The following is a 16,980-nucleotide window of genomic DNA, read 5'->3' as shown; positions in this document are numbered from 1 at the left end:
GGCGAGGCCGCGTCCTCCGGCGCGGAGCCGCAGCCGGCGAGCAGTACGGCCGCCGCGGTCACCAGCGCCGTCCTTCCGGTCCGTGCCCCTGGCATCTCTGCTCCCTTGCTCACTCGGACGTCGGGTGCCAGTGTCCCCCGGCGGCGCCGGGACCCCTCCCGCCGGATACGCGATAGAAAGATTGTGCCCCCGTTGATCGGATGAAAGGGAAGACCGTGCACAGGAAGGCCATTTCCGCCTTTACCCTCGCGTGCGCCATGGTCGTGACGCCCGCCGTGGCCGCCGCCCCCGCCGCCGCCTCGGCCAAGCCCAGCTATCGCAGCTGCTACGACGGGAAGTGCAAGTTCACCTTCTCGAAGGCCGTGAGCTTCCGCATCTCCAAGAAGCGTTACGGCTTCTCCAGGGTGTACGTCTCCAAGGAGCACGTCGGCGGCATCTTCGACCAGGACATGGTCGTGGTACGGGGTCCCGGCTCGACGGCCTCCCTGGGCGAAAACGCCCGGGGCAACATGCGCATCAACGGCAAGAACGCCCTCTCGTTCCGCGTGCTGGCCATCACCGGCAAGGGCGCCACCATCCGCTTCACCGGATGACGTCCTGACGACCCGGCAGCCGCGTCATGGCCGGCGGTGCGGCTGCCGGGGGTCGGGGGATGTCATACCGTTTCCCTGGTCAGGTCCTCGCACAGGGCCCAGACCGTGTCCTGGTTGCGCCGGTCGAGAACGCTGGCCGGCCAGGGGGCGGGTCGGCAGTTCATAGTGAAGTACGTCCCCGTCACGCCTTCCACGTCACCGCTGGAGGCGAGGTACACGCTGGAGCGGGACGGCTTGCTCAGGTCGCCGAAGAGCCGCGGGGTCAGGGCCCGTAGCAGCGGCACGATCGGACGGTACACGTAGGGAAAGCCGGCCACCGTCATCGCCTGGTTCATCGGCGTGTGGCCGTGGCCGGGGTAGGCGACGTTGACCGTGACGCCGCTGCCGGTCACCTGCTCGGCGAAGCGCAGGCTCATCGCCATCAGCATCGTCTTGGTGTGGTTGTACTGGCTGAACGTCCACCCCAGGTAACGCCGCTCCGCCTGTAGGTTGTCCAGCTCGATCCGGCCACCGGGGATGCCTCCCGTGATGTTGACGACCCGGCCGCCGAGCAGGGGCAGCAGGAGTCGGGTGAGCGTGAACGGCGTGAGCACATGGGCGGCGAAGGTGCTCTCCACACCGTCCTCTGTGAGGGTGCGGCGCGGCGGGTGCGTACCGACGTTGTTGATCAGTACGTCGAGCCGGTCGCACCGTTCGGCGACCTGGGCGGCGAGCCTGGCGAGGTCGCGTTGCCGGGTCACGTCGGCGGCGATGGCCTCGACCCGGCCGTTACCCGCGCCGAGCTCGTCCGCTGCCCGCTGCGCGCGTACGGGATCGCGACCGACGAGGATCACCCGGGCGCCGCGGGCGGCCAGCCCGCGCGCGGTCTCCTTGCCTATGCCACCGGTGCCGCCGGTGACGAGGACAGTCTTGCCGTCCATGAGATCCACCACCCTTCAGAGCAATGAACCAAATATGACACCGAGTGTCACATATGGCAATCGGTGTAGGATGGCGGACGTGGAAGGTCTGCGGGATCGCACCAGACGCGCCGTACGCGCCGAACTGGCCGGACGGGCGCTCGATCTGTTCGCCGAGCGTGGCTTCGACGAGACGACCGTCGGCGACATCGCCAGGGCCGCCGGCATGTCGAAACGCAGCTTCTTCCGCTATTTCCCCACCAAGGAAGACGTCGTGTTCGGCGAGATCGAGGTGATGGGCGAGCAGGTCGCGCACGAGATCGCCACCCGCCCACCGCAGGAACAGCCGTGGGAGTGCCTGCACACGGTGCTTCGCGGCTGGGAGGCGCGCATCAACGCCCAGGTCGACGCGATGCGGCTCATCGAGTCCACGCCCGCGCTGCGCACCAGGCTCCTGCAGAAGCGCGACGAGGCCCGCACCCGCATCGTCATCGCCCTGGCCGACCGCGGGATGCCGCCGCTGGAGGCGGATCTGGCGGCGGCAGCGGCGGGCGCGGCCCTCGACGCGGTGGCCCGCGAATGGCTGCGCACCGGCGGCACCGTCGACCGCCTCACCCTGGTCGACACAGCCTTCACCATGCTCCGCCCGGCATTCCTCACCTGAACCTCAAGACCGAACATGCGCGCGGCGAGTCTCAGGTGGAGCGGATCAACGGCGACGTCGTCGAGTTCCTTCGTCGGCTCCTGCCGACCGAGGCGGCGCTGGCGGGCTGACGGGCTGCGCTGTCATTCAAACTCCGTGCGTTACGGCAAAGCGCGCTGGATTGATCTTCCACGGCCGGCACGTCTTCCCTCCTGTGCCTGACGCCGAAACCGTCGATTGGGAGGTGCCGTCCGACGACGCTCGGCAAGGCCGAGGAGTTGTGGGAGAAACTCATGAACGGCCGGGCCGGTCAAGGACATCTCTCGAGGGGCGGGTCCGGCGTCATACCGGCGCTATACCGGGGACTTCTATGCTGACCGCGTTCGTCCACGGATCTTGCTGAAGGGAACCCGGTGTCCCGTTCTGTGCTTGTCATGGTCGTCGCGTTGATGGTGTCGATGCTCCCCGGTGTGACCCACGCGCAGGCCCCCGGCGCATTGGGGACCGCAGGGAACCTCATACGGGAAACGGAGCCGCGGGCCGACGGGATCAGGCACGTCGACACCGAGCTGATGATCGCGGGGTTGAAGGCCATCAAGGCCAACACCTACGTCTTTCCGATGGCCGGCGACAACGTGCACTGGGAGGACCTGCGTAACGAGTTCCTCCCGGCCGCGGCCGCCGCCGGGATCAACGTCTGGGTGCTGGTGTACTCGCCGAGCCAGGCGGGCTGTTGCGTCTCCCGGCCGTACAAGCACGACTACGTGGCATGGGCGCGCGAGATCGCCACGCTCTCCAGGACCCACCCGAACCTGATCGGCTGGACCGTGGACGACTACGCCTACGACCTCAAGACGTTCACGCCCGGGTACGTCAAGCAGATGCGCACGGTCGCCAGGGCGATCAACCCGTCGTTGACGTTCGTCCCCACGGTCTACTACAGCCAGTTCACCGACGCGTTCATCGCCGAGCAGATCCCGTTGCTGGAGGGAGTGATCTTCCCCTTCAGGGACGAGCCGCACCGGGACACGTCCTGGACATGGAACCTGTCGTACCAGGTCAAGCACCTCGCGCAGCGCCTTCCCGGCACGGACGTCTACCTGATGCCGTACGCCCACCCGCTGAGCCACGCGGCCCAGAAACCGACGGTCGCCTACGTCGAGGCCGTCACCAAGAAGGGCCTTGAGCACGTCCGCACGGGGGAACTGTCCGGGGTCCTGCAGTACAAGCTCCCCTTCGTGTCCCGCGACACCGGGTGGACCCGGCCCGCGAGCGACAACCTCGCCCGCACCGGCAACGGACGGCTGAGCTTCGTCGTTCAGACGAAGACCGTCACCAAGGCGGGGATGTGGTGCGGTGCAAGCCGTCAGGCGCAGCTCACGCCCGGTGCCGGCACGTACGGCGTGAGCTTCTGGCACGGGGACGACCGGGGCCCTGACAGCCCGGCCGGCTACCACGTGAAGCAGCTCCTTCTCAACGGCAAGGTGGTCTGGCAACAGGACGTCGCCGCCAACGACCACGCGTGGCAGAGGGCCACGGTCGACCTGACGGCCGAACTGGCCGGGGCGAACAGCGTGAAGCTGGAGTGGCGGCTGTACGAGCGCAAGGGTGTGACCAGCTACTTCACCGACGTCAGCGTTGACGACATCGTGGTCACGGGCCTGCAGTTGAGCGACCCGGGCGTGGAGAACGCCGTCACCTGGACCGCCGGCCTGGCCCGGCAAGGGGGCCCGGTCTACTGCTCCGCCCAGGTCTACCACCAGAACTACGGTGCCGATCTCGGCGCGCGGATCGCCACGATGTACGCCGCCGGATAGTCACGGACGCACCGAGCCGGGCTGAGCGGGCGGCACCCGTGCCCGGAGAGCCGGACCGTCGGTTCATGGTGCGGGGCTGACCGGTTCGAGCACGAGGACCGGGATCTGGCGGTCGGTCTTGCGCTGGTAGTCGGCATAGTCCGGGAACGCGTCCACCGCCCGTCGCCACCAGAGCTGTTTCTCGCTGCCGAACACTTCGCGCGCCTTGAACTGCCGGGTCACCGCGCCGTCCTGAAGCTCGATGACGGGGTCGGCGAGCACGCTGGCGTACCAGTGTGGGTTGGTCGCCATGCCCGCCTTGGAGGCGACGGCGGCGTAGTGTCCCTTGTGCTCGACACGCATGACGAGTGTCTTGCGTACTTTGCCGGTCTTGGCGCCTCGATACGTCAGGAGCACGGTGGGGCGGTCCTTCATGGTGACGCCGTCGGTCGTGCCTGTGCGCATGATCTGCTCGACGTGCTCGCGTACGAAGTCCAGCGCGCTCGGTTCGTAGTCGCCACTCACTGTCATGATGTGCTCCTCCGAGTTAGTTATGCGGATAACATTATGTGCATAACTAACTCGGGTGCAACGCCGCGCCGGGCGGCCGGGTCATGCGGGCGGGTGCTGCGAGTGCTGGTGGGGGCGTCTGGTGTCGAGGTTGTCGGCGATGGTCATGAGGATGCCGGGGAGCGCGGCCACGGTCTCGGCGGGCAGGCCGGTCACGGTCTCCTCCGCCAGGGTGGACCACAGCTGCTTGATCCGGCCGGCGAGGGCCGTGCCGCTGTCGGTGAGTTCGACGACGCTGGCCCGCCTGTCCGATGGCGCGGGCTTGCGGCGGATGTGGCCGGCGGCTTCGAGCTTGCGTGCCATGAGCGTGACGCTGGGCGGCTCGCAGCCGAGTGCCTCGCTGAGCTTGGCCTGGATCATCGGCCCGGTGCGGGCGAGCTCCAGCAGGAGCACCTCCTGTCCGGGATGCAGGTCGAGTGGGGCCAGTAGCGCCGCGGCCCTGGCTCGGTGGCGCAGGGTCAGGTGGCGGATGGCCTGGTTGAGGGCGTCGGCTCGCTCGAAGTCCACGGGGCTCTCCTTGACAGAATCATTATGCGCATAACATTATGCGTATAACTAACTCTATGTGACAGCGAGCGCCGCCGTGGCTGTGCGAGCCGCGCGCACCTGCGGCCTCGTGGCGTCGCACAGTGGGAAAGGCAGTCATGACCAGCGCATTCGACCCGATCACCGTCGGGGGCACGCACCTCGCCAACCGTGTTGTCATGGCACCGATGACCCGCAGTCGCGCCCGCGACGGGCTGGTGTCGGAGCTGACGGCACAGTACTACGCCCAGCGTGCCTCCGCCGGGCTGATCATCACGGAGGGCATCCAACCGTCGGTGACAGGCCAGGGATACCCGTCCACGCCCGGTCTGCACTCCGCCGAGCAGGTCGCCGCCTGGCGCAAGGTCGTCGACGCGGTACATGCCGAGGGTGGGAAGATCTTCGCCCAGCTCCTGCACACCGGCCGGATCGGTCACCCCGTCCTGCTGCCAGACGGCCTGGTCCCCAAAGCGCCGTCGCCGGTCGCCGCGCGGGGACACTTGTACACCCCGTACGGCATGAAGGACTTCGTCACGCCAAGCGAACTGACCGGATCGGAGATCGAGCAGACCATCGCCGACCATGCGAACGCCGCCCGCAACGCGATCGAGGCGGGATTCGACGGGGTGGAGTTGCACGGCGCCAACGGCTACCTGATCCAGCAGTTTCTCGCTCCCAACACCAACCGGCGCACCGACGGCTGGGGCGGGTCGGTCTCGGGGCGCATCCGGTTCGCCGCGGAGGTCGTCGAGGCGGTCACAGCCGCGATCGGCGGTGATCGTACCGGCCTGCGCCTGTCACCCGGCACGACGAGCAACGACATCCACGAACCCGACCCACGTCCCGTCTACGAGGCGCTCGTCCAGCGGGCAGCCACAACGAGCCTGGCTTATCTGCACATCATGGAGGCCACGGACCGGGAGCTGACGCGCACCTTGCGACGGCGTTTCCCCGGCGCCCTCATCCTCAACCCGTACACCGGCACCCGTCCGACCGGACCTCCGGACCTCGCACTGATCCACGACGGGACCGCTGACCTGGTCGCGTTCGGACGGCTCTTCCTCGCCAACCCCGACCTGCCCCGCCGCCTCGCGACCGGCGCCGCCTTCAACACCCCGGACCCGGCCACCTTCTACGGCGGCGACGCCGCAGGCTACACCGACTACCCGGCCCTTCCCGCGTGACCCGGGCTCCGTCGTCCACGCTCACGTGAGCCGGAGACGAGGGCGGGCCAGACCCTGAGACCTCAACGTGCGCGGTCCTGCGGGCCGGGCAGGAGGAGGAAGACGGTGTTCTCGTCCTCCGGCGCCTGCACCGCGAGCCCGGTGGAGCGCAGGAGCTCCGCGATCAGATCGCGGTCACCGGCCCACTGCAGCGTGAGCTGGTCGACCAGGTCGCCCCGGGGGTCGAAGCAGGACGTGTGCGCCTGGGTGGTCCAGAACACGGCCCTGGCCAACGCCCCGGCCTCGTGGACGTGCTGCCAGGCTCCGGAGACGGTCGGCCAGAGGTCCGGTTCGGCGAAGTAGCCGTGCTCGGCGAGCCGGTCGAAGGCGCGTACGATGCGGCACAGATCAGAGGAGACCTCGTCGCCCGCCAGGCAGGTGACGAACCCCTCCTGCGGGCTGTTCAGCCCGTGCACCACGGCGAAGAGCTCCTCCATCGCCTCGTCCGCCTTCCTGCCCAGCTCGTCGGCGTCCAGGTCCAGCAGCGCGTCGAGGTCGTCGTCCTGCTCCGCCTGGCCGGGAACGGAGAGTACGAGAGCCTCCCGCGCGAACACCGACTGAATCCGCGACGTCAGCCCGCCGCGCCAGGAGATCGCGACGTCCTTGACGAGCGCGCCGCCGGGGGCGAAATGCTCGGCCAGGTCGGCGGGCAGGCTCAGCAGGCCGCTCGTCCCGGTGTCGGCCGCGAACCGCCCCGCGTCGACGATCTGCCAGCCCTCGTCCTTCAACCGGCCGAGGGCCTGGTCGAAACGCTCGCGAGGCGCGGAGCCCGGCCTTGGGAACGTGTCGTGCGTGACCACGATGCAGCACCTCGTCATTGCGGAAGGCCCGTGGCGCCGGGCGTCGAGCCAAGATCAAGTACGCACCAGCGTAGTGGCAGCGGTGGTACGTCCGATCAGTCCGTGCAGAGCTGGGCGCGCAGGGTGTCGTGGGCCCAGCGCTCGAACCGTTCGGGTGTCCAGCCGCGGTCGCGGACGAACACCAGGTAGAGGTCGGGGCTGAGCACGCCGTACAGCAGGTCGGCGGCGTCGGGGACGCCCGGACGCGCTCCCGGCTTGGCCATCAGGCTGTCCGCGGCGGTCCGTGTCACCGTGTAGCGCGGATCCCGTTCGTCGGGCCACATGTCGGCGATCTCCGGGTCGGTGGCCACGGCGATCTCCAGCACCTTGGTGATCGGAGCCACCCGTTCCAGCACGGCCCGGGTGCCCGCGACGTGCAACCGCAGGTGGTCCTGAGCGGTGGCGGCGTCCAGCGACTCGCGGAACCACGGCCGGTCGAGGGTCGCCACGGGACGGTCGTCGCCCGCGATCGTGACGTCGACGAGCTCCTTGAGCAGGCGGCGTTTGTTGCCGAACACGAAGTAGACGGTCTGCACCGCCACGCCCGCCCTGTCGGCGATCTGCTGCAGCATGGTCGCGCCGTAGCCCTGCGCCACGAACAGCTCCCCGGCGGCCGCGAGGATCCGGCGCCGGGTCTCGGCGGACTTCTGCGCCTTCTTGTTCGGCTTCCTGCCCTCGTTCACGGGAAGCAAGGCTAGCCGAACTCTAGAAGCAGACTACGACTTGACGGGCACATCGGGGAAGGTGCCGTACGGCGCCGTCGAGGCTGATGGCGAGCCGGAGCCGGGTGTGCTCGGCCTGCCGTTCGACTCCGACGACCTCGACCCTGAAGGGCACGTCGAGTCCCCGGATTCGCAGAGCCCCTTGCGCGCGTGCACCTGCCGCGCCGGAGGCGGGTCTCCCGCGCATTCCGCGAGCAACGTCAGGGCAACGGTTGCGGCGGCGACGCGGGCTTTCACGGAGACTCCAGACGTACACGTGTGCGCAGCGATCGTCTGACAGGTAACAGGGAGGAAACAGCCACTGCGCCATAAAGGACGGCGAGGGAAGCTGGCGCCCGCCGGGGCCGGGCTCGACCCGGCCCCGGCAGTCGTGCGCCACCCCGGGTGACCTCTCACCACCGGACCGCGCGATCTGAAGGAGACATCGTGAAACGCAACCCGGCGTGAACGTCACCCTGAAGTTCCCAACACCGAGACCGGCGACCTGCCGGAGAAGGTGCGGCAGGCCGCGGAATCACTGCTCTGCCCCGCACAGTGACGGGCCCATCGAAAGGAAACATCGTGAATCGTGCGACAGTGAAAAGTCTGGCCGGGTTGGCCTGCGCGATGCTGACGTTGGGGGTCGCAGCACCCGCCGCCGCGGCCGCCGTGGACCGGCCCCGGCTGGGAGACGTCCAGAAGGCCCTGTCGCAACTGGCGAAGAACAAGGAGATCGTCGGCGCGATCGGCGCGGTCTACGTCGACGGCAGGAAGGCCGGCAAGGGCTCGGCGGGCACCCGCCTGCTGAACGGCAAGGGCGGCAGGATCCCCGCGGGCGCCCGCTTCAGGGTCGGCTCACAGACCAAGCTGATGACCCAGGTCGTCATCATGAAGCTGGTCACCGAGGGCAAGCTCTCGCTGGACGACAAGCTCAGCGACCTGCTGCCGGTCGTCGTGGAGAAGGACCTGGTGGAGCGGGCCGACGAGATCACCGTGGAGCAGATGATCCACCACACCTCGGGCATCCCCAACTGGTACACGCCGCAGCTCGTCGACGCCTTCGACTTCGACACCTACTACCCGCCGCTGGAACTGGTGAAGAAGTCGCGCACGGTGGAGCGGACGCAGGAGCCGGGGGAGAAATTCTCCTACTCCAACACCAACTACATGCTCCTCGGGCTGATCATCGAGGACCTCACCCGCCACTCCGTGTCCCGGGAGTTCGAGCGGCGGATCTTCGATCCTCTCCACATGGACGACACCTACCTGCCCACCAAGTGGCCCGGCGGCATCAAGGGCCCGCACGGGCACGGTTACCACCCCGACAAGAACGGCAAGCTCCACGACGTCGACCGCCTCAACATGAGCTACGGCTACGCCGCCGGGGGCGTCATCTCCACCACCGACGACCTCGGCGACTTCCACCGCGCCTTCGCCAGGGACAAGATCCTCACCAAGCGGGAGAAGGAGGCGCTGAACGCCGGTCGCCCCGCTCCGGAGCCCCCGCCGGGAGACAAGCCTGCCGATCCGCGCGTGTGCGGCGAGTACGGACTTGTCAAGGGCGGCTCGTCCGGGTTCAGCGCACTCACCTACAACTCACCTGATGGCCGCGTGCAGTTCGTCCTGTCCGCCACACTGGGCACTGCCAACACCAATCCCGCCATCGACCCGCTGGTGAAGAAGGCGGCCGAAGCCGTCCTCTGTCCCGAGACCTAGGGGGTCAGGCGCGCCGCCGCCGTACCAGGAGGAAGGTGCCGGCGAAGCACAGCAGCCCGATCCCTATGCCCACGCCTCCGATGACCAGGTATTCCTGGTCGAGCGGCGGGTGGGCGACGGGCGAGTCGGCCGGCCCGTCACCGAAGTGTTTCTCTCCTTCGTAGGCTGCCGCCTTCGCCTCGGCGCCCTTGGTCGTGGCCGCCGCCCGTACCGCACGGTCCGCGTTGACCATGCCGTGCCCGAGGAACAGGGTGTAGCCGTTGCGGGGCTTCGTGGCGGTGCGTACCAGGATGTCGCGTACCTGCCGTGGGCTCAGCTCGGGATTGCGCGACAACATCAGCGCCACCGCGCCCGCCGCCAGGGCGCACGCCGGTGAGGTGCCCTTGATCATCCGGTATCCGCCGTCGTTGGCGGCGCTGCGGATGTCGACACCCGGCGCGGCGATCGTGTTGTACGTGTGCACCTGGGAGAACTCCGCGCGCCGCCCCTGCGGGCTGACGGCGGCCACGCCGAGCACCCCGGCGTACCCGGCGGGGTAGGACACCACGTTGTTGGCGTCGGTGGCGAGGCGGTCGGTGGATCCGCCGTTTCCTGAGGAGGCGAGCACGACGACGCCCTTGCCCGTGGCGTAGTCGACCGCCGCGGCGACGTCGTCGAGGTAGTCGTTGAAGCCCGCCCATTCGTCGGTGCCCAGGGACATCGAGATGACCTTTGCGCCCTTGTCGACCGCGTAGCGGACGGCTCGGGACACCGACGTCTGCATCGGCAGGAGCTCCTTGTCGAACGTGCCGCCCTTGCGCCACTTCTCCCACTGCTCCTCGATGCGTTCCCTGCCGGGGTCCTCGTGGTCGAGGATGACGCGCAGGGACAGCACGCGGGCCTTGGGAGCGACGGACAACACGTTGGAGGCCATCGAGGTGCCGTGCTCGCCCCAGTGCGGTTCGCCTTTCTTGGCGCCGAAGCGGATGAAGTCGGGCCCCGAGGTGACCCGTCCTCTGAACGACGGATGGCTGGTCACCACGCCGGTGTCGAGCACCGCGACCGTGACGTTCTCGCCCTGGCTGGTCCGGTGGGCCTCCGGCACGTCCATGGCGTTGAGCTCCCAGCCGGCCGGCGCGGCGGCGTGGGCCGGCACGGCCGCCGAGAACAGCATCGGAACGGTCAGGAGGGCTGCGACGGTCGTCCTGCGGATCACGGTCTCGCCTTCCGGATCTGGTCGTTCAGGTGGGCGGTGGCGCTCTCGGCGAGGCCATCGGCTATCTCGCCCCAGGGGGCGCGGTCGATGCGCTGATCGCTCTCGCGCCTGCCCCACGGCTGCGGAAGCTTGCCGGCGCGACGCCCGTCGGCCGGTCCTGAGGTCACCGCGACGAAGAGTGTCGCGGTCGAGGCGGCGCCGCTCCCGGCCCGCGCTCCGTCCGTCCACGAGACGCCTTTCGCCGGCAGGGCCCGTACGCCGTAGTCGCGCTTCTCGCGCTGGGCCTCGTACAGGATGGCGTCCAGGTCGTTGCCGGAGTCGTCCGCCGGGAACACGACGATGGCGATGGTGGCGGCGGTCCCTCCCGTGCCGTCGACGTAGGTGGCGCGGAGCACCGTCTGGCATCCCCGCTTCTTCGCCTCCTCGGCGAGCAGGCCGGCCAGCGCCTTGCCGCAGGAGGTCTCGGGCGAGACCGCGGCCCGCGTCCAGCCCCCGCCTCCGTCCTGCTTCTCGCCGCGCAGGTCCGGGTCGCGCATGCCGATCGCCGGGGGGAACAGCGTCTCGACCGGCAGGTTGCGCCACAGGTTCTTCGCGTACCGCTGGTTGAAGATCTCCTGGTTGCTGTTGGAGAACGCCTGGGCGATGACCCCGGCGCCCGCGAGCGTGCACAGCAACCCGAAGAGGGAGATGAGCACGCCGAGGATGATCCGGACCGGCCCGGGACTGCGCCGCCGCGGGCCGGGCGGGGGCGGCGCACCTGTCCACGGCTGCTGCTGGTGATGGTGGTACGGCGGCTGCCGGTATCCAGGTGGTGGCGGCTGTTGCCCGCCTGGCGGGTAGCCCATGGTGGCTCCTGTCGCGTGGCTTCGCGACCAGGGGCGCGGGTACGGTCAGTTCGGCAACGTTGCGTCCCCCGATCGCTTGACGTGCACATGGCACTTTAGCCACATTCTTCACACAGTGAGCAATTCACACCGGGACCGGCTGGTCCTCCCGCGCCGGCTCCTCGCGGCGGGGCAGCAGCGCCAGCGCGGCCACCAGAGCCAGGGCCGCCAGCACGGTCGAGCCGAGGAACGCCGCCCGATACCCCGCGACGAGCGCCTCCGGCGCGGTCGAGCCGCCCGACACGGCGGCGGCGACGGTCACCAGCCCCGCGATGCCGACCGAGATGCCCACCTGCGTGGTCACGTTGAACAACCCCGACACCATCCCCGACTCCGACGGCGACGCCTCCGACGTGGCGGCGACGGTGGCCGCGCCCACGAGGAGACCGAAGCCGAAGCCCGTCAGCACTTCGGGCCCCAGCAGGATGGGCACGTAGTCGCTGCGCACGTCGATCCGCAGGTAGAGGGCCGCGCCCATCATGATGAAGACCAGGCCCGCGGCGGCCGTCGTGCGCAGGCCGTACCGGGTGAGCACGCGCCCCCCGAGGAACGAGGCGGTCAGCGCGATCGTCACGGGAATGGCCACCGTCGCCAGCCCCGACTGGGTGGGGCTGTAGCCGAGCACGATCTGGGTGTAGAGGGCCAGCAGGAAGGCCACCGGCTGCATCGCCGCCGCCACCAGGAACATCACGGCGTTGCCCGCGCGGAGCGTGCGCCTGCGGAAGACGTTCAAGGGGACGAGGGGGTTCGCCGAGCGCCGCTCGATGGCGAGGAACGCGACGATGAGGACGACCGCCAGAGCGCCGAGGCCGAGCGTCCTGGCCGAGGCCCAGCCTGCCTCCGCGGCGCCCGTCAGGGCGTAGATGAGCAGGCCCAGCCCAGCGGTGGAGGTGATCGCGCCGGCCAGGTCGAAGCCGCGTACGGGCTTCTCGGCGCGTACGGCGGGCAGCAGCACGAGCGCGAGCCCGGCCACGACCAGCCCGATCGGCGTGTTCACCAGGAACACCGACCGCCAGCCGAACCAGTCGGTGAGCAGCCCGCCGAGCACCGTGCCCACCGAGGCGCCCATGCCTCCGACCGCGCCCCACAGGCCCATCGCCTTGTTGAGCGCGGGGTCGCCCTTGAACAACGCCATCACGAGCGACATCCCCGCGGGCGCGACCAGGGCGCCGGCCAGACCCTGTGCGGCGCGTACGGCGATCAGCACCCCACCCGACGAGGCCACGCCTCCGACCAGGGACACCAGCGCGAACAACACCATCCCGGCGATGAAGATCCGCCGCCTGCCCACGTAGTCGGACAACCGCCCGCCGAGCAGCAGCAGCCCGCCGAACACCAGCGCGTACGCCGTAGTCGTCCACGACAGGTCCTGTGCCGTCATGCCCAGCTCCCGCCCCATGGGCGGCATCGCGATGCTCACGATGGTCGAGTCGAGGATCAGCACGAACTGGGTGGTGGCCAGCAACGAGAATGCGGCCCATCTGTTCATCACGGCCAACTTTCTAAGGACACGATCTGTAACAGTGGCCATGATGTGTGACTATGGAAGAACCCGGAAGAAGGCACTTTCATGTCCCAGAGGAACACCGCTGTACCATCCGAGCTCAGGACGCTGGACGACGCGGAGGCGATGATCGCGCACGGCGTCTGCCCCATCCCGCCGCGCGAGATCCTCGACAAGATCGCCGGCAAGTGGGCCATCCAGGTCATCGTGGTGACCTCACGCGGGCCGGTGCGCTTCACGGAGCTGGAGCGGCTCATCGAGGGCATCAGCCGGCGCATGCTCACCCTCACGCTGCGCAACCTGGAGCGCGACGGGCTGCTGGAGCGCACCGTCTATCCGACGGTGCCGCCCAAGGTCGAATATCGCGCCACGCCCATGGCGCTGGAGCTCTATGAGGCCATGCTGACGCTCACCAACTGGTCACGCCGGCACAGCGCCTGCGTCGCCGCCTCCCGCGAGCGTTATGACGCGCGCCGGAGCGACTAGGGGTAGCTCTCCCCGGCGACCGGCCTCTTGCCCCGCAGCAGCGTCGGCACCGTCACCAGGTGGTAGCCCCGCTTCTTCAGCTCCTTGACGATGCCCGGCATGGCCTTCGCCGTGGCCGGGACCACGTCGTGCATCAGCAGCACGCCGTCGCGCTTGGCCAGCCTCAGCACCGCCGCCTTGATCTTCTTCGGGTCACGCAGTTTCCAGTCGAGCGTCGTGCCGCTCCATAACACCTGCGCGAGGTCCGTCTGACCGGCCAGCGCCAGCACCCGCTCGTCGGTGTGCCCGTAGGGCGGGCGGAACATCGCGGGCCGGTGCCCCGTGGCCTTCTGGATCGCGTGCTGGGTGAGCTTGAGCTCGTCGATGATCCGGTCGTCGTGGTAGGACGGCAGCGAGATGTGGTCGTAGGTGTGGTTGCCGATCGCGTGCCCCTGCGCCAGCACCTGCTTGGCGATCTTGGGACGTTTGTCCACCTGCTTGCCCACCAGGAAGAAGGTGGCCTTCGCGCCGGCCTTCTTGAGCGTCCTGAGCACGGCGGGCGTGGTCGCGCCCGGCCCGTCGTCGAAAGTCAGCGCCAGGCACTTGACCCGTTTGCAGTCGACGGCGGCCTGAGCCGGGAGAGCGGTCGTGGAAGTCAGGGCCAGCGTGGCCGCGAGCAGGGGGGTGATCACCACAGGGACAGCCTAGAGCCAATGCCTCTCCCGGAAGTGCCGCTCGCACATCACGTTCCCGACACTGTCCTCTTACGAGGTCCTCATACGAGCCGGGCACGCAGGAACAACGTCACGCCCTTGCGCGAGCCCACCGGCAGATACCGCTCGGCGCGGACGACCGCCGACAGGCCGGCGTTGACGAGGAACGGCGTCTTCTTCAGGTCGCTGCCCGCGGACCGGCGCCGGTGCCGCAGCACGAGCGGGCGCAGCAGGACGTTCCAGCTCCACACCCGGTCGATGGTCAGCCCGGCCCTGCGGACCACGCTGATCAGCGACTCGCGCCCGTAACGCCGTACGTGGCCGACTGCGTGGTCGTGCGCGGACCACAACGCCATGTCGCTCGGCACCGCGATCAACGTGTGCCCGCCGGGCGCCAGCACCCGGGCGATCTCCTCGGTGACCAGGTGGTCCTCGCGGATGTGCTCCAGCACGTCGAACGCGGTCACGAGGCCCATGCTGCCCGACGCGAACGGCAACGCCCTGGCGTCGGCGTGCACGGCCCTGAGGCCGCGCTCCCTGGCCAGTTCGACCGCCGTCTCGCTGTAGTCGGTGGCGGTGGCGTCCCAGCCGGCCTCGACCAGCACCCGGGTGTTGCCGCCGCCGGCGGCGCCGATGTCCAGCGCCCGTCTCAACGGGGGACGCCGTACGTCGAGTTCGCGCAGTTCCCTGCGCAGGATGGCGCGGCGCTCGCGATACCACCAGTGGGTGTCCTCGAGCTCGATCAGTCGGCGGATCTCAGTCGTCTCCATCGATCATTTCCTCGGGAAGACCCAGCGGTCGAGGGCCGTGAAGCGGATGAGGGTGAGCAGGCAGTACGTCGCGGCGACCACGCCCACCTCGGTCAGCCGCCCGGAGCCCGGGGGCACCTTGAGCACGGCCACGGTGGTGATGGCGTAGTTCACAAGGAATAGTAGAAACGCTCGGAAATGCACGGTGGTGCGTTTCCTGAAGGTCCATCGGCGGTTCGCCTCGATGTTGATTATTCCGGTGAGGACGAGCGCGCCGAGATTCGTCATGGCCGGCGACCACAGATCCCGCAGAGGGAGGTAGATCAGCGTATACAGAATGACGGAGAAGAGGCCTATCGCCGCGAACGACAGGAATTTCGCCAACGTCACCGCCCGGGGCCGGCCGACCACCGCGTCGGGATGCGTCGGCCTCGGCTCCGACCGCCGCACCGCGACCGAGGCCCGGCCCGTCGACATCGACCAGGCGACCCTGGCCAGCCCCTTCAGGTCGTCGATCGCGGTCCGCACCACGCGCACGCGCGAGTCGGCGTCCTCGATCCAGTCGACCGGCACCTCGTGCACCCGCAGCCCGTTGTGCTCGGCCAGCAGCAGGAGTTCGGTGTCGAAGAACCACGCGTCGTCCTCGACCTTGTCCATCAGCGGCCGGACCACGTCGGCCCTGGCCGCCTTGAACCCGCACTGGGCGTCACTGAACCGGACCCCGAAACCGTACCTGAGCAGGGCGTTGTAGGCGCGCGAGACGATCTCGCGGCGCAGCGAGCGGCGGGTGCGCGCGCTGTGCGCCAGTCGCGTGCCGATGGCGATCTCCGAATGCCCGCTGGCCACCGACGCCACCAGCGGGAACAGGGCGTCGAGATCGGTGGACAGATCGACGTCCATGTACGCCACGATGTCGGCAGGGCTGTCGCGCCAGGCGGCCCGCAGCGCCGCGCCCCTGCCCCTGACGTCGAGCCGGCGAGCGTGCACCAGGTCGAACTCCCCGGCCAGCGCGGTGGCGAGCGCCCACGTGCCGTCGGTGCTGCCGTTGTCCACGATCGTGATGCGCCACGGCAGTGGGAAGCGTTCTTCGAGGAACCCGGCCAGCGTGCGCACGCAGCCCGGCAGCGCGCGCTCCTCGTTGAGCACGGGGATGACGATGTCCACCCACGCCAGCCGGTTGGCGGCGTCGTCGGCGAGGCGGGGGCGCGGCTCCAGGGCGGCACGCGTGTTCATAGAATCCCCATCCGTAGCTCGTGGCCGTGGCTCCACGAAAATGGTGCTGGGGATGTCGAGCGGGACGGGCTCGGTTTCTCCTCATCGTTCCAGGAAAGGGGATTATCTTTACCCTCAGAAAAGCCTGTAGACCGACGAACTCTCGTTCCGGAAGCGCAACTGGGCGAATCTCTCCAGTCTGCGATTCCTATCGGTGAAAAGCCATTTGACGCCATATTTCTGGGCGAGATGCCGGACATTCTCCGCCGTCGGCCGCCGGAACACCGCGTCGTTCGCGGCCAGCCGCACCGGGTCGGCGAACGGCACATCGAGGTAGGACGCCCGGAACAGCGGGGTTCGCGACAGGGTGCTCTCGGCGTACGCCCACCCCTCCACCAGCACCCGCCGCTCCGTGAACCCGGCCACCCAGTAGTGCCTGCTGTCGCACGCCGACTCCGTGACCTGTCGGCAGTGCAGGTCGGTGGCCACGACGTCACCGGGCGACGAATGGTCGCGCAGCCACCGGCCCGCCTCCATCGCCCCGTCGGGGATCTCCCGCGTCCGCTCGCCCTCCTCGGGCGAGACGTGCGCGGCCACGTCCCGCGCCGACTCCGGCAGCGCGTACCCCATGAGCAGCGCCACCACCGCCAGCCCGAACCCCCGCCGCCACACCGTCAGCGCCGCCGCCGCGAGCATCGTGTACGGCACCGCCACCGCCGTCTGCTCCTCGATGATCTTCTTCTGCAGGTCCTT

General features: G+C 69.1%; 18 protein-coding genes. 6 read left to right on the top strand and 12 right to left on the bottom strand.

The window, feature by feature from the left end; all coding sequences use genetic code 11:
- Positions 1–257: 257 nt before the first annotated feature.
- Positions 258–593 (top strand): hypothetical protein, encoded by a 336-nt coding sequence (locus E1267_RS35545; RefSeq protein WP_132339318.1) that lies wholly within the window; start codon positions 258–260, stop codon positions 591–593.
- Between the two features lie 62 nt (positions 594–655).
- Here the strand turns inward: E1267_RS35545 and E1267_RS35540 are convergent, their stop codons facing one another.
- Positions 656–1,513 carry an SDR family NAD(P)-dependent oxidoreductase gene (locus E1267_RS35540; RefSeq protein WP_132339316.1) on the bottom strand — a complete coding sequence of 286 codons (858 nt, stop codon included), beginning with the start codon at positions 1,511–1,513 and terminating at the stop codon, positions 656–658.
- Positions 1,514–1,592: 79 nt separating this feature from the next.
- Here E1267_RS35540 and E1267_RS35535 point away from each other — a divergent pair, with 79 nt between their 5' ends.
- Both E1267_RS35535 and E1267_RS35530 read left to right on the top strand, forming a co-directional pair.
- A complete protein-coding gene (locus E1267_RS35535) occupies positions 1,593–2,156 on the top strand; it encodes a TetR family transcriptional regulator (protein ID WP_220449832.1) in 564 nt (187 codons plus the stop codon).
- A gap of 413 nt (positions 2,157–2,569) precedes the next feature.
- The gene (locus E1267_RS35530; RefSeq protein ID WP_132339312.1) at positions 2,570–3,952 is read left to right on the top strand and encodes a hypothetical protein; all 1,383 of its coding nucleotides are present in this window, start codon (positions 2,570–2,572) and stop codon (positions 3,950–3,952) included.
- A gap of 63 nt (positions 3,953–4,015) precedes the next feature.
- Here the strand turns inward: E1267_RS35530 and E1267_RS35525 are convergent, their stop codons facing one another.
- Positions 4,016–4,462, bottom strand: coding sequence for a nitroreductase family deazaflavin-dependent oxidoreductase (locus tag E1267_RS35525; protein WP_132339310.1), 447 nt, complete (start codon positions 4,460–4,462; stop codon positions 4,016–4,018).
- An 81-nt stretch (positions 4,463–4,543) separates the two neighbouring features.
- A complete protein-coding gene (locus E1267_RS35520) occupies positions 4,544–5,008 on the bottom strand; it encodes a MarR family winged helix-turn-helix transcriptional regulator (RefSeq protein WP_132339308.1) in 465 nt (154 codons plus the stop codon).
- 137 nt (positions 5,009–5,145) lie between these two features.
- Here E1267_RS35520 and E1267_RS35515 point away from each other — a divergent pair, with 137 nt between their 5' ends.
- On the top strand, positions 5,146–6,210 hold the full coding sequence (locus E1267_RS35515; protein ID WP_132339306.1) for an alkene reductase: 1,065 nt from the start codon (positions 5,146–5,148) through the stop codon (positions 6,208–6,210).
- A 62-nt stretch (positions 6,211–6,272) separates the two neighbouring features.
- Here the strand turns inward: E1267_RS35515 and E1267_RS35510 are convergent, their stop codons facing one another.
- Both E1267_RS35510 and E1267_RS35505 read right to left on the bottom strand, forming a co-directional pair.
- The gene (locus tag E1267_RS35510) at positions 6,273–7,049 is read right to left on the bottom strand and encodes a hypothetical protein (RefSeq protein WP_132339304.1); all 777 of its coding nucleotides are present in this window, start codon (positions 7,047–7,049) and stop codon (positions 6,273–6,275) included.
- Between the two features lie 95 nt (positions 7,050–7,144).
- Positions 7,145–7,771: a TetR/AcrR family transcriptional regulator gene (locus E1267_RS35505; protein ID WP_132339302.1), complete on the bottom strand. Its 627-nt coding sequence runs from the start codon at positions 7,769–7,771 to the stop codon at positions 7,145–7,147.
- 600 nt (positions 7,772–8,371) lie between these two features.
- On the opposite strand from E1267_RS35505, the gene E1267_RS35500 reads away from it, so the two are divergent.
- Positions 8,372–9,505, top strand: coding sequence for a serine hydrolase domain-containing protein (locus tag E1267_RS35500; protein ID WP_132339300.1), 1,134 nt, complete (start codon positions 8,372–8,374; stop codon positions 9,503–9,505).
- 4 nt (positions 9,506–9,509) lie between these two features.
- Here the strand turns inward: E1267_RS35500 and E1267_RS35495 are convergent, their stop codons facing one another.
- The 3 genes from E1267_RS35495 to E1267_RS35490 all read right to left on the bottom strand — a co-directional run bounded on the left by E1267_RS35495 (position 9,510) and on the right by E1267_RS35490 (position 13,073).
- A complete protein-coding gene (locus tag E1267_RS35495; protein WP_165959980.1) occupies positions 9,510–10,700 on the bottom strand; it encodes a S8 family serine peptidase in 1,191 nt (396 codons plus the stop codon).
- A complete protein-coding gene (locus E1267_RS44910; protein WP_165959979.1) occupies positions 10,697–11,545 on the bottom strand; it encodes a hypothetical protein in 849 nt (282 codons plus the stop codon). The genes E1267_RS35495 and E1267_RS44910 overlap by 4 nt, the downstream gene beginning before the upstream one ends.
- A gap of 124 nt (positions 11,546–11,669) precedes the next feature.
- Positions 11,670–13,073 carry an MFS transporter gene (locus E1267_RS35490; RefSeq protein WP_165959978.1) on the bottom strand — a complete coding sequence of 468 codons (1,404 nt, stop codon included), beginning with the start codon at positions 13,071–13,073 and terminating at the stop codon, positions 11,670–11,672.
- 81 nt (positions 13,074–13,154) lie between these two features.
- Here E1267_RS35490 and E1267_RS35485 point away from each other — a divergent pair, with 81 nt between their 5' ends.
- Positions 13,155–13,574, top strand: a complete 420-nt coding sequence (locus tag E1267_RS35485) for a winged helix-turn-helix transcriptional regulator (protein WP_132339294.1) — start codon at positions 13,155–13,157, stop codon at positions 13,572–13,574.
- On the opposite strand, the gene E1267_RS35480 is transcribed toward E1267_RS35485, so the two are convergent.
- From E1267_RS35480 to E1267_RS44905, 4 genes are all read right to left on the bottom strand, one after another.
- Entirely contained in the window at positions 13,571–14,248 is a 678-nt protein-coding gene (locus E1267_RS35480; protein ID WP_132339292.1) for a polysaccharide deacetylase family protein, read from the bottom strand. The genes E1267_RS35485 and E1267_RS35480 overlap by 4 nt on opposite strands.
- Positions 14,249–14,328: 80 nt before the next feature.
- The gene (locus E1267_RS35475) at positions 14,329–15,036 is read right to left on the bottom strand and encodes a class I SAM-dependent methyltransferase (protein ID WP_132339290.1); all 708 of its coding nucleotides are present in this window, start codon (positions 15,034–15,036) and stop codon (positions 14,329–14,331) included.
- Between the two features lie 3 nt (positions 15,037–15,039).
- Positions 15,040–16,248 (bottom strand): glycosyltransferase, encoded by a 1,209-nt coding sequence (locus tag E1267_RS35470; RefSeq protein WP_132339288.1) that lies wholly within the window; start codon positions 16,246–16,248, stop codon positions 15,040–15,042.
- A 114-nt stretch (positions 16,249–16,362) separates the two neighbouring features.
- A partial coding sequence (locus tag E1267_RS44905; protein ID WP_220449831.1) for a hypothetical protein occupies positions 16,363–16,980 on the bottom strand: 618 nt, incomplete at its 5' end.

This window comes from Nonomuraea longispora, from assembly GCF_004348345.1.
In the GTDB taxonomy this organism is placed as follows: Bacteria; Actinomycetota; Actinomycetes; order Streptosporangiales; family Streptosporangiaceae; genus Nonomuraea; species Nonomuraea longispora.
This window is presented reverse-complemented; position numbering and strand designations above follow the sequence as displayed.

Excerpts from the sequence above, each read along its gene's own strand:
- E1267_RS35545 (WP_132339318.1), top strand. The coding sequence starts at position 258 with ATGGTCGTGACGCCCGCCGTGGCCGCCGCCCCCGCCGCCGCCTCGGCC.
- E1267_RS35540 (WP_132339316.1), bottom strand. The coding sequence starts at position 1,513 with ATGGACGGCAAGACTGTCCTCGTCACCGGCGGCACCGGTGGCATAGGC.
- E1267_RS35530 (WP_132339312.1), top strand. The coding sequence starts at position 2,570 with ATGGTCGTCGCGTTGATGGTGTCGATGCTCCCCGGTGTGACCCACGCG.
- E1267_RS35525 (WP_132339310.1), bottom strand. The coding sequence starts at position 4,462 with ATGACAGTGAGTGGCGACTACGAACCGAGCGCGCTGGACTTCGTACGC.
- E1267_RS35515 (WP_132339306.1), top strand. The coding sequence starts at position 5,146 with ATGACCAGCGCATTCGACCCGATCACCGTCGGGGGCACGCACCTCGCC.
- E1267_RS44910 (WP_165959979.1), bottom strand. The coding sequence starts at position 11,545 with ATGGGCTACCCGCCAGGCGGGCAACAGCCGCCACCACCTGGATACCGG.
- E1267_RS35490 (WP_165959978.1), bottom strand. The coding sequence starts at position 13,073 with ATGAACAGATGGGCCGCATTCTCGTTGCTGGCCACCACCCAGTTCGTG.
- E1267_RS35485 (WP_132339294.1), top strand. The coding sequence starts at position 13,155 with ATGTCCCAGAGGAACACCGCTGTACCATCCGAGCTCAGGACGCTGGAC.
- E1267_RS35475 (WP_132339290.1), bottom strand. The coding sequence starts at position 15,036 with ATGGAGACGACTGAGATCCGCCGACTGATCGAGCTCGAGGACACCCAC.
- E1267_RS35470 (WP_132339288.1), bottom strand. The coding sequence starts at position 16,248 with ATGAACACGCGTGCCGCCCTGGAGCCGCGCCCCCGCCTCGCCGACGAC.